This window comes from Calothrix sp. NIES-2098, assembly GCF_963875125.1.
GTDB lineage: Bacteria > Cyanobacteriota > Cyanobacteriia > Cyanobacteriales > Nostocaceae > Aulosira.
The window spans coordinates 132,098-144,588 of sequence record NZ_CAWNKJ010000002.1 but is presented as its reverse complement, the minus strand read 5'-3'; the positions used below and the strand labels follow the sequence as shown (position 1 = coordinate 144,588).

9 protein-coding genes are annotated in these 12,491 nt (G+C 42.3%); all 9 read right to left on the bottom strand.

Going from position 1 to position 12,491, the window contains the following annotated elements; translation table 11 throughout:
• Positions 1-103 precede the first annotated feature (103 nt).
• The 9 genes from AACU33_RS37015 to AACU33_RS36975 all read right to left on the bottom strand — a co-directional run bounded on the left by AACU33_RS37015 (position 104) and on the right by AACU33_RS36975 (position 12,490).
• The gene (locus tag AACU33_RS37015) at positions 104-2,278 is read right to left on the bottom strand and encodes an AAA family ATPase (RefSeq protein WP_096595697.1); all 2,175 of its coding nucleotides are present in this window, start codon (positions 2,276-2,278) and stop codon (positions 104-106) included.
• Positions 2,279-2,523: 245 nt separating this feature from the next.
• On the bottom strand, positions 2,524-4,740 hold the full coding sequence (locus AACU33_RS37010; protein ID WP_096595695.1) for a hypothetical protein: 2,217 nt from the start codon (positions 4,738-4,740) through the stop codon (positions 2,524-2,526).
• 26 nt (positions 4,741-4,766) lie between these two features.
• Positions 4,767-5,591 carry a phage tail protein gene (locus AACU33_RS37005; protein WP_339376576.1) on the bottom strand — a complete coding sequence of 275 codons (825 nt, stop codon included), beginning with the start codon at positions 5,589-5,591 and terminating at the stop codon, positions 4,767-4,769.
• Positions 5,592-5,611: 20 nt separating this feature from the next.
• Complete coding sequence (locus AACU33_RS37000; RefSeq protein ID WP_096595691.1) at positions 5,612-6,595, bottom strand: baseplate protein J; 984 nt, start codon at positions 6,593-6,595, stop codon at positions 5,612-5,614.
• Between the two features lie 2 nt (positions 6,596-6,597).
• A complete protein-coding gene (locus tag AACU33_RS36995; RefSeq protein WP_096595689.1) occupies positions 6,598-9,933 on the bottom strand; it encodes a putative baseplate assembly protein in 3,336 nt (1,111 codons plus the stop codon).
• A 4-nt stretch (positions 9,934-9,937) separates the two neighbouring features.
• The gene (locus tag AACU33_RS36990) at positions 9,938-10,336 is read right to left on the bottom strand and encodes a GPW/gp25 family protein (RefSeq protein WP_096595687.1); all 399 of its coding nucleotides are present in this window, start codon (positions 10,334-10,336) and stop codon (positions 9,938-9,940) included.
• Positions 10,337-10,350: 14 nt separating this feature from the next.
• Entirely contained in the window at positions 10,351-10,755 is a 405-nt protein-coding gene (locus tag AACU33_RS36985) for a PAAR domain-containing protein (RefSeq protein ID WP_339376575.1), read from the bottom strand.
• Between the two features lie 44 nt (positions 10,756-10,799).
• Entirely contained in the window at positions 10,800-11,414 is a 615-nt protein-coding gene (locus AACU33_RS36980; protein ID WP_096595685.1) for a phage baseplate assembly protein V, read from the bottom strand.
• Positions 11,411-12,490, bottom strand: coding sequence for a phage late control D family protein (locus AACU33_RS36975; protein WP_096595683.1), 1,080 nt, complete (start codon positions 12,488-12,490; stop codon positions 11,411-11,413). Before AACU33_RS36975 ends, AACU33_RS36980 begins: the two co-directional genes overlap by 4 nt.
• Between the last annotated feature and the right edge of the window lies 1 nt (position 12,491).

Sequence of the window (12,491 nt, the reverse complement as noted above, 5' to 3'; positions counted from 1 at the left end):
CAAAAACTTTCTGCTGACTCTAAACCACTGTTTTGTTCTGTTAAATCAACGCAGCGTCTATTTGCCGTCTTTGCTCTAACCATCCAAACTCCCAAATCTAAGATTACAACTGCCCCACATACTCCCCAAATTCCCCCTCCATCAACACCTTTCCCATCTTCTGGTACTCCCGTCGAGTCGCACGCATCAAGTGACTCATCTTCACTACCCCGCCCTCATCCGCTGCCAAAAAAGCCGCCGCCAGTGCAATATTGCGAATATTCCCCCCCGCAATCTCAAAGCGACGCGCCATAAAATCCAAATCCAAGTCTGCACTGCGAGGAGTAGCCTCCGGCCATAGCTTTTGCCAAATCCAGCGGCGATGCTTCTCGTCAGGTAAGGGAAAATCGATGGTGAAATGCAAGCGCCGCACAAAGGCTTCATCCATGTTTTTGCGAAAATTTGTCGCCAAAATTACCACGCCGTCGTACTCCTCCATTCTTTGCAAGAGGTAGCTGACCTCAAGGTTGGCGTAGCGGTCATGGGCATCACTTACCTCGGTGCGCTTGCCAAATAGGGCATCGGCTTCATCAAAAAAGAGAATTGCATTACTAGTTTCTGCCTCTTGGAAGATGCGAGATAGGTGCTTTTCTGTTTCGCCAATATACTTGCTGACCACTGCCGAAAGGTCGATTTTATATAAGTCTAACTCCAATTCTCCTGCTACAACCTCAGCCGCCATTGTTTTACCTGTCCCTGGAGGCCCTGCAAATAGAATGTTTAATCCTTTGCCTAAAGACAGTTTTTTCTCAAATCCCCACTCGTCATAAACCAAGCTGCGATATTTAACATAATTACAAAGTTCTTGTATTATTCCTTTTTGCTCATCAGGTAAAATAATATCTAACCACTTGTAGCGTGGTGTAATCTTACGAGCCATTTCACTTAACTGGCGATTTGATTGCAAGCGACAGGCAGCGATTAGGTTATTTATAGTTATTTGCCCTTGTGTTGGATCTCGCCAGCAAGCTAAATTGCGTGCTGTAGCTGCCGCATCACGAATTTGCCCGCCGCTCAAACGGAATTTGTTAGCCAAATCCTGTAGAGGTGCAAAGCCTTGCTCCCCTATAAACTTCCTCCATAACTCCACCCGTTGGGCTGCTGTTGGGTAAGGAAATTCCACTCGCAAAAAGGTCAATTCAGGTTGTGCATCGGATGGTTCCCAGGTGATATCGCCAGCTAGAAAGGTCAGCAAATGCATCTCCTGCACTTGTCGCAATAGGGCTAATCGCCAAGCCGCTTTGTCATCTGTCAAAAGTGCGTCAAAGCCTTCAAAGTATATAACTGCTGACTGTAAAACTGCTTCACGACAAGCTAGAGCGATAATTCTTGCAAATTCTCCTGCTTCTGCCTGTAATAGTCTTTCTAACTCTACTGTCAACAACCCAATTCCCAATTCCTGAGAAAATGCCTCGGCAGTAGTATGCTTGCCAACTCCGTAAGTCCCCTGGAAGTAAAATATTAGTCCGGCTTTAATTACTTGTTTCTCTCGGGCTAGTATGCTTAAGCGTTCTTTAATTTCCAGTGGTAGTAACAAATCTTCAAGTTTTTTTTGAGTACAGGCGTATTTAGCATAGGGTAAAAGCCGGATGTCGAGTTCGTCATTACCAAGTAAATAATTAACTACCCGTTCATCGACTTTGACATATTTACTCAGCAGTGGTGGTTGCTGCTGTGACGAATCATCAAACAAATGCAGCAGTTGATGTTTGAGTAGGGGAGCAGTAGAGAGGAAACGTTGACGCGCTGCGAGCTTGCTTTTGAAATCCGCACATAGTAAATTTAACACCAAGTCTACAGAAGGTCGCTTCTTTCTTACATCATCTTGGAGATAAGCATAAAGACGCTCGTAACCCAAATCTAATTCCGGAGCTAAACAAATTAATAGCGTATCTCTGTCAAATGGTGTGATCTGAAAGTGACAAACTAGTTCATACAAGCGTAATTTGATACCTTTTTGAATACTCTCAGTTTGGCGTTGAGCAATATCAGCAGCCATACCTTCTAGAGCAGTTTGAATCTCGATTGAGGACAATGGTGTGGGAATATTTGCCCAACGGGGTAAACCGATAGGTTGTCTTAAGAGTTCCTCTATCTCTTGTTCGGAAACGAGAAGTCCCTGTAATTCGTTGTCACTTGGCTGGATGTGCTGCATTCTCCAGACTTGGACTTGAATCAGCAGGCCAATTCTCTCTAGCTCTGCCAAAATATGCTCAACTGAGGTTGAATAATATTCCATAAAAAATTGAATTTCTGCTCAAATCACGCACCAGAATCAGAGAAACACCAAATAATATCGGCTTTTGTTGCTGATGGCAGAGAATAAACTTTATTAACCCCTGCCCAGATAGGTTTTTACCTATAGAGCGACCTTTAAAGCTTTCTATTAACCCAAAAGTTGTATGTTGGGTGGGGTGCGTTACATTTATAAAGCACCCTAATAAAATTTGCAGTTCGTTAAAACCGTGTTTCTAAGTACCAACATTAACCCAACCAAGTTGATACAATATTATCGTTACCTAGCCAATTAGATTGCTTGAGTTTAGTTTTTATCGACTCAATTTCTGTTTTGAGTGAAGCAATTTCATTATTAGCAGTGATAAGAGATTTGGTTTTGAGAGATTCTATTTCTGTTTTTAGCAATGGAACTTGTGATAGTTGAGCTTGCATAGCATCTAGTTCAGATCGGTTTTTTAGATTTTCTATTTCTGCTTTCAATGCTGCAATTTCAATAATTGTAGTTAGTTCAGATTGTTTTTGGTTTGATTCCACCTCTGTTTTAAAGCTTTGAATTGCTGTAATTTGATTTTGGATATTTGTTAAATCAGATTGGTTTTTGACAGATTCCACTTCAGCTTTGAGCGATTGAATTTCTGCAAGTTGACTGCGAATCTCAGTGAAATCTGCTGAATTTTTTAGCGACTCCATTTCAACTTTAAGCGATTGAATTTCTGCAAGTTGATTGCGAATCTCAGTTAAATCTGCTGAATTTTCTAGCGACTCTATTTCAGTCTTGAGCGATTGAATTTCTATTTGCTGTGCTTGCATAGTATTCAGAATTTTTCCTATCCAGGAATAATTAGACTGATGACCGACTAACACATTAATCAGCTTCACATTTTCTTGCTGTGAAGATTCCCAGGCAGTACCAATGATTTGAGTAGCATAAGCAGCAGAAGTAATTTTATCGCTCGATACTGCTATACCTACTCCATCATTCAACCTCGACGGGACAATATAATCACCTGCTTGAACCTTTCCTCTCACCTTAACCCGCACCTGACCCATAAATGCCACTTTTTCATGTGGGAGTTTGTTTTCTTGACTAGGCATATTCCCCAGAACAAGCGGCTGACTGCTAATGACCATAAGAGTTTGGGCATCGTTAGTTTTCTTAGTAATTTTGCCGCCAAACACTCCAGTAATATCGCCTTCTTGGATAACTTCATCTTGCTGAAGTCTAGGAAGCCACTCAGCATAGTCACTCCCTGTACCCCCAAGATTGGTAGCTTGTATTCCGCCCTCAACATACAACTTTACATTTGGATCAGCCTTGCCAATACCAACGTTGCCGTTTGCCAACATCACAACTTTTGCGGTCTCTTTTCCTTCTACAGCACCTGGGGAAAAGATCAAGTCGCCTTTTTCCCTCAACTCCATCTTGTTCTGGGATGGGTTGAACAAAATACTGTGGTTATTGTCTAAACTCCTAATTTGTCCGTTATCAGCGAAAAACAATTCACTGTCTTTATCGAGTCGGATATTTCCACTACTAACGTGCAGCTTATCTTGCGGTTGTGTTGTCCCGATGCCAAGGTTGCCATCATTTCTTACATACAAAAGACTCTTCCCATCACAGTCTGTAACATTAAGGGCGGAATCATTGTTATTTCTCGTTGCACCTGTGACTTCTAAACTTGATCCTGGACTATTATTCCCAATGCCAACCCTTCCTTTTACCAAAAGACCATCTGATGGAGCTTCTTGTCTTTCGCAGTAATCTGCACCAATGACTGCTCCACCCTTGACATCTAATCTATTTTTGGGATTTTCTACTCCAATACCAAGATGTCTTTCGACATAGAGACTACCTATCAGGTCAATGCGATGAGCAGCACCAAAATGAAGTTCTGGCCAGCAACTACAATGTACACTTTTACTTGAGAAAGTAAGTTTACGTAAATCTACCTCTGGACTGATGCGAACGCCAGCATAGTAACGAACATGCTCGTGATGGTGTTCTATCTTGCCACCATCACCTAAAACCAAGCAGGCTAATGGAATACGATCGCCTTTTTCAATATCGTCACTGTGTGCTAAAATTTCAATTTTGGGATGTTCGTGCCAGCGAGTCTCGTCTCTTGCTCCCACTGTGGCGAGATCCGATGGTTCTTGATGATAGGAGATCGCTACATAAACCTTACCACACCCAAAATCTCTGAGGCTTCTCACTTCTTTTGTAGTCAAAACAATCTGCCTACCTTGCTGATCTACAGCAGTACCAGGGCGTACTTCTATATGATGTGAATTACACTCAGCAATAATTTCCAGACCTTCAGCAATACCTGGTGTGTGCAACAGTCGATTATGTCTTCGTTGTCTGTCTAGGTGATATTTCTGTTCGTCTGTGAAGTCATCGTTATTTAAGAACTGACCGTTAAAATAACGTAGTCTTTTTTCCACATCATGATTGTTTGTCATGTTTGTAATCCTGATTCTGTAATGGTTTAACTGTTAAATTTTCCGAGTATTAGTGTTCCTAGCAAGGTATCAACTCCGACTGTGGAATATATTCCAAGTTGAATAGCTGGGACTTCATAGGCTGGAGATGCAAGTATCGTGTTTACTCCTACCGTTGATCGCACTCCAACTTGCATCAACGGTACTTCGATGTCAAAGTCATAATAAGTGTGGGCTGGTTTTTCTTGCTCAAGAATCCCTCTAGCTAGCTTTTGTTGGTCTTTACAGGTGTTAAAAGTTTCTTCGCCAAAGTTAGACAAGAATATTTTGACCAAGAAATAGTGGGGTAAACCGTTACCAAGAATAGTATTGATACCGACAGTAGAAATTCTTTCTACTTGTAAAGGCTCGTGAAATTCATAGATCTCAACAACTGGACTAATATAAGTGTTGAGCATTTCTTTGATACCAGCTTTTGTGCCACGCTTGCGGTACAGAGTGACTGCATGGCTAATCAAGCGACGCTTATCTTCTTCGTTCCAATCCTCGCGCAGATTGAGAGCTACCCAACTTGCTAGCCATTCTATAAATTCGGGTGGCGATCGCTTATGTGCAGACAAACCAGGGCCAGGTTCAAAGTAGCGGGAGATCCCAGCTAAGTACAATTCTTGAGTGGTTGGATCGGTAATGCCATCGAGGATTTCTTCTATTCCAGGTTCATCAACATCCCCTAAACCTGTGATGATTTTCTCAAAAGCCAGTAAGAAGCGACCAATAAAGTTGACTCCATACTGGTCTATATCTTCCTGAAAAATGGCTGGCAGATATTGTAAATAGTAGCTTACCTGTGTCAGTGGGATGTTATTTGCCATATACATTACCTGATTTAGGATTAACCAATTGTCTTGATCTCAAAAGACTTTTCGTTTACCTCCACATTTACTAATTCGTCCGGGTTTAAAGTAATGCTCATGAGTGCGTTGCTGCAAGCACGGTTGAACCGCCAAGTTTCTTGTGTCTGTAATTTAACTGCTTCTACGTAATCTACTCCGCCTACGGTCTCCAGCAATTGATATACTTCAGATACGTATATATCTCGTCCAAAGGGCCAACCTTGACTGTCTCTTCCTCCTGTTAAAGGATGGAAGAATTGGCGAATATCTTGCACAGCTTGTTTGCAGACTTTGTTTGGTAATGCATTGTCTACAAGGAATAACTTTGCTGTAATTTTTACTGGTACATATTGTGCTTCCACCACATAATGCCGTGTGGTCAATAAACGTCGCTCATCCAGAAATTTCCATAAACTTTGGCATAAAGCCTCGGTTGGCTTGGGCGTGGGATTGTCGGAGATATCAGGTACTACAATCAGGCGCATGTGTCCGGGTGCTGACTGTTGTCGTGCTTTGGGATCAGCACAAGTGAGATTGCGTTGGGCGATGCAGTGCGATCGCTTGATTTTACCTTCATCACCCAAAGCTTTTGCTTCTGGTGTCTGTGGCCATTGATGAATAGCTAGGTATTCAAAATCATCACAAGTAATTGCTCGGTAGCGTTCCTCCAGATCCAACAGTGTGTTTCGGATAGCTGCGTTTAAAGCTTTGGTTTGTTTATCCCTTTCTGGCAAATCGCCTTGAAAACTCCATTCTGGTCCGTTGAGCAGTTTGAGAAAAGTGACAATATTTTGATCTGGCACTCGGTTGATTTGATAGAGCTTCATCTCTGTCAACCAAGCTAATAATTCAATCAAAATGATCCCTGTATCTGTGGGATTATGGTTTGTCCACTTAGGATATAAATTAGAAATCAGAGAACGAGCTTCTTCTACCAGTTCGGCGTAAGTATGATCGTCTAGGTTTGGTAAAGGTAAGGTCATAATTAGGCTTCCTCCGGTGATGGTGAAGTGATATTGATGGTATGATTGCCAGAGTAGACTAAACTCCTAGTTAAGATCGATTGCTGGCTTTCCTGCACAGACATAGTAGTGACAAAATCAACGCCGTCAATCGATTCCAGTAATCTATAAAAATCAGACTTGTGCGGTGTGCGACCAAAAGGCCATCCCTGTTTCTCCCAACCACCAGTGAGTGGATGCAGAAAGTCCTGCAAGGCATTGACTATAGTTACCTCAAGATTCATGGTCATTGCTAAAGACACTGGTACTACCTCTGCTTTAACGCTAATGGCGATCCAATCCGGGCCGTTGGTTCGCAACTCCAAGGTAGGCGCACAGCGATCGCGAATGTAATTGGCAACGTTTTCCAGTAGGTTTAAACTGGGGATTGGTTGAGGCTCTTGGCTATGGGGTACAACGATCAAATCAACTAGACCAATACCATTTTTCTTAGAAGGAGTAATGGCCTTGGCTTTAGCAACAGCAGGAGATGCTTCTTGGGCCAAATCTTCAAAATCCTGAGCAGTTACAGCTCTACCCCGATGACGGAGTGTTTTGGGACCCCGTTCTTTGATAGCATTTAGTGTCTCTGGATCAGCACCACCACCAGCAGCTTCATAGTTTGTAACACTGTCTATGTAGGGTACTGCCGATTTAAGTTGAACAATAGTTTTTGCTGGACAGTTACCATTTTCACCGCCACCAGTCTGGTAAGTTATACGGATATTGTTACGACCTTGAGGCGGGACTCTTCCCCGTTGATCATCGCCAAAACGCACTTCACCAGTAAGGTGATCCAGAATATAGTGACGATCCCATGTATCAGAAGCATTGAAATTCGGTACTTGATGCCAATGCACCCAAACACCTTCCAATTCACCAGCAAAACCTAAAATCGGTGCGATCGCATCCTTACTCTCAAGTTCAATAATTTTGTTCCGTTCTTTTGGTGAAAGCATCTGAGGCTCAAACACTTCCAGATGTTGTCCTTTTAATACTGGTGTTTTGGTTGTGCGAAAAACCTGGTTTTGTTGGCTATTACTAGATCCCAAAATTTCATTTTCGATTGTGATTACTTGAGTAGCCCAAGTCGTATTCAGTAGCAGATGTCGCATGGGCGGCAAGGTTTGCTGTTGATCTTTATTGTTTTTTGTGTAAGCACGTAACCAATAAAGGTTGCGATCAAATTCTGTGCGAGGCTGAATATGTTGTAAACCCGTGAAGCGAATTAAGCCCCGTTGCGTAAAAGCATGAGTTTCATCGTGAACTTGCAGAGAAATCCAACCTGAAGAACTGGAATATTCCCAGTTGATTGGAGCTAGTTCTTTAGTTAAATTTTGATTTTTGAAAGATATTTCTGCTTGGTAAAGTAATGTCTCTAAACCAACATAGAGTGTAACGGATCGGTTAGAGAAAGGTTTGTCAAATCCCAAGTAGAGGTTTGGCTGTGTGTCTATTGTGAGGGTAAAGGGTTCAAAGCCAGAAGAGTCTAGTTGAGTTGCTGCGGCTGTACAGTCAACATAGGTGTAGTCATTGTAAGTCTGACAGGCAGACACAGCAGCACTCTGCTTATAGTCATAACTCAGGGTAAGGGATGCGATTGATGGTGGACCTAAAGCTGAGTTGCTCCACAGGATTACACTTGTGCCGATAGGGTGATCGTGGGTGAGGGCTGCACGTAGGATAAATTTACTTTCTGCCAAATTAATGCTTTCAATCTCAGCGTCTTCTTGGTTATTACCACCAGAAGCAATTTGAATGCGATCGCCTGGTAAGAAACCTCGAACACTAGTAACTTTAATTATTTTTCTCTCATTTGGATCGGTGTCTTGACTATTTTCACTTAGTGTAGTGTGTGTAAGTTCTTGAGTAAGAGCCGTTCTCGTACCGTAGTTACCTTTAATAATCCGAGCGCGTATCCAATAATTGCTTTGTCCATTAACTGTTTCTAAGCCAATTTCTGAGGGTAGGGTGAATTCAATTTTGCCATTTTTAGTAAAAGCTTGAGTCATATCAATGAAGCCAGAGTTACTACCAGAACTATGAGAAACTGACTTACCTACTAGCTCCCAAACACGACCATTTCCAACTTCCCATGCAATTTCTAAGTCTGCCGCAGGATTGATTGGTAAGGGTGAAAATTCACTAAGTTTCACATTTAACGTCACCTTGCTTCCTGGGTTGGCAAATGCTTTTTCACTAGCCAGGTATAGAGTGTCGTTAAAGGCTGGTTGTGTACCGAAGGGATAAAAATCTTTACTCAGGTCAAGTGCCAAGAAGTTGGTAAATCCAAGGTCAGGAACTAACTCACTATGCTGAATATTTACCTTGACACTGATATAATTAATTTTTGGTAATTGAGAGTCTGGCAGTAAAGCAGTATTGAGTCGAGCCTCTACCCATGAAGCTTTCACCCCGTTGATTGTTTGCTTTGTTGGGATTGGGAAGTTTGCGATCAAGACTTGCCACTGGTCATTTTCTCTGAGTGAGGAAGTAACTATTAAGTCTTGAATAATATTATTACTATCCCAGTAGTACCAAGAAATAGGGAGTCCTGCGAGTCGCTCTGCATCAGTTGAGTGAATCGTCAGAGTAATTGTCTTGTGATTAGGTAATAAAAATAACTCGTCGTTGGCTAAATAAAAACTGTGGGTAATGGGGCGATCGCCACTGAAAGCAGAAAAGCTTTTATCTACCAAACCCTGAGCTACTTCTGTATAATCACCATAGCGATCGCTCAGAGGGTCACGCACAAACACCGCCATCAGTTGGGATGGGGTGACAACTAAATCGCGATCAGTCTCAAAAGTAATTTCTTCTGGTTTGGTTTCAGTTGGTGGAGCGATTGCTTGAGTTTGAGCAGGGACGAAAGTATCAAGGGGACTACCAGTTGCTAAATTGAAAGTCAAGGGGACTCTGGCTGGCTGGGGCGGTTGGGTTTGAATACCAATCAAATCCAAAAAAGCCAAGAAATTCTTCTCTGGTACTTTATTGAGGCGAGCGATCGCTAGTTGCACCATTCGCGCAAAGATATGGATCAGCGCCCCACCAGCATCATGATCTTCAGATGCTTGCCAAGGCTGCACTTTTACCAGGTTCAGTCCTTTAATTTCACTGATTTGCTTGGCTAAATCATCATTTATATAAGTTCCAGCAGCAATTATCTTACCCGTATCAGGGTCAGTAATATCTTGATTGAGAGTACGACTCTTAAGTGCTTCAAATGTCGGCTTTACCTCACTTGTAAAAGCTTGAACTAAGGTTTCCGTACGGGCAACAATATCGTCATAGTTGCGCTTGTCAATCTCCGGAACTTTCATAAATTCATACACCCTGATATTCCAAATAAAATGGATAGACTATGTTGAATTCGTTGTTAGTAGCACGCACCCGATAATCGATGGAGATTAGCAATATGTAGGCTTTGTCGGGATCAGGAAAGGCATTTACATTAATTAGATCAATCCGAGGTTCCCACTTAATCAGAGACTCACTCACCTCACTTGCAACTCTAGTTGCTGTACCAGCGCTATTGACCGCAAAAACAAAATTGTGGATACCGCAGCCGAAGTCGGGACGCATCACCCGTTCACCTGGGGCAGTTTCTATAATCATCTTGATAGCCCTACGGATACTTTGTTCGTAATAGGCCATTTTGATTTTCCCATTTTTGTCCAGTTCTACTGGAAACTCCCAGCCTACACCCAGAAAATTAGTATTCATAAATACACCCTCTCTTATCCACCGATGAATACAGTACCAGCAGCCAAAACATTACCTACTGGCAGATCTACCGGATCGTTGCAAGTTATGGCTCGATCGCCTGTACGAGCAGCAGCTTTGCCGTTGATTTTGACAGTTGTACTGCCAGTGATGATAGTACCCTTATTAGTTGGTGGTTTTTGAAAAGCAGTCCCTGGTGGTGTGGGAATATGGGGCGGTATATTATCCGCAGTGCTATCTACCGTTGCTGCTGACATACCCATAATTTTGACGTTGCGGCTGAGATTACCTTTAATGATGCCTTTAAAAGGATGAGGTAATGGTGTTGGTACGGGCCCTGCTGGACTGGGAATCATCACGATATGCATATCTACAGCCACTATTTGGTCGCCTTGTTTAGCTGCTGGCTGTTCTAGCAATTTTCCTCCTCAGAATTATTCTGAAAAAATCAAATCTGATCGGTTTAGTTGATATTCACCACACTGCCCTTGATATTTAATTCGCCCGTAGCTTTGATATCAATCCCTGCACCAGAGCTAATTTCAATTCCTTCGGCGCTGAGTTTGAGCTTGCCAGTTTTACACACAATGGCGATCGCATTATCATCTGTGCTGATGGTGATGCTGTTGTTCCCTAATGAATCAACAATCTCGATTTTTCCCTTATCATTGGTGTCATCGAAGCTAATAATGTGACCACTACGAGACTTGATCGTACGCTTGTTATTTTGACCATTATTATTATTTTCTGGTTGATTATCCTTACCGTTCCATAAACCCCCCAAAATATAGGGAAATTCAGCTAAACCATGTTCAAAGGCAACTAAAACTTCATCTTCCACTTCCGGTAAAAAGTAAAGCCCTCGATTATTCCCAGCCATCGGAGCCAGCACCCTAGCCCAGTGACTATCGACACCGATATTTTTTTGTTCATCCCACAACCAAGGAAAACGAACTTTCACTCGCCCCAAACCATCAGGATCTTTATTATTAGTGACAATACCTACAGTTACACCGTAAAAACGACTACCTTGATTATCTGAATGTAAAAGATTTGCTAATAGACTAACATCAATCATGTTGCATTTCTCCTGACAGTAAAGCGGGTGCGATAGCCTCGTTTCGGTAAATAGATGTGGGTGGTTGAGGTCATATAGTAGTTGCCACTAAAGCGTTTACCGATACCTTGAATGTTGAGAACTTTACCAGCTCGTAAATCTGTGCGACCAATGGAAGTTCCCTCACCAGTGATATATTCCAGCGCCATGTCTTTTAAATATCCCAAGGCGATTTGATTTGCCTCTCCTTGATTGAATACAGGTCGCTTGACGCTGGTGTTAATAGCAGAACCAAAGGTTTGATTAGCAGTCGTAGGGCCAGTAGTAGAACCACCCATCATCGTACCCTCATCCCCAGCCTTAGCCAAACCAACTATTTCTGCTTTTTTCTTGGGATTCCAGCCGCGCACCTTCACTTGTCCAACTTCAGGTAATGTAGTCAGGCGGGGATAAAACTCCATTAAGTCTGTGTCGAGGTCTAGCATTAACACAGGGCTATCAGCATTTTGATGAGGTCGGAAATACAGGATCTTGTCTTCTACAACCACTTCATAGCCTATACGTTGAGCACGTTCCTGCAAAAATTCCCAGTGAGTTTGGTTGTGTTGTAAGACATAATCCAGCTTTACTTTTGTGTCTTCTACTTTAGGTGTTAGATTCACCTCTTTGCTGCTGGCTATTTGGCTGACAATTTCACTATCTTTGATCTGAAGAAAAGCCTGAGTATAACGTCCACGCAATAAACGATGGCGGCGATCGTAACCACGAACAATCACACTAGGAGCTTCATTCACATCAAATTCTGGTTCGAGACCAATAATTTCACCATTGATGAGCTTTTCGAGGTGATTTATATAACCCATATGGATTTCGACTTCGTTGCCCATTTTAAACCAACGTTCATCATCCGACCAAGTTACTTTGTGCTTTTGGATATCCCAGTTAGTAAGTTTAAGAGTAAACATACTGAGTGCTTCTATATCTTCTTGGACAACGACAGTCATCAGATCAGTCGATACATCAATTGGGATAGGTGTGCCATTAATCAACACACGGAAATCTGGGACTATTTTTTGCTTGTCACCTAAATTCGGCATA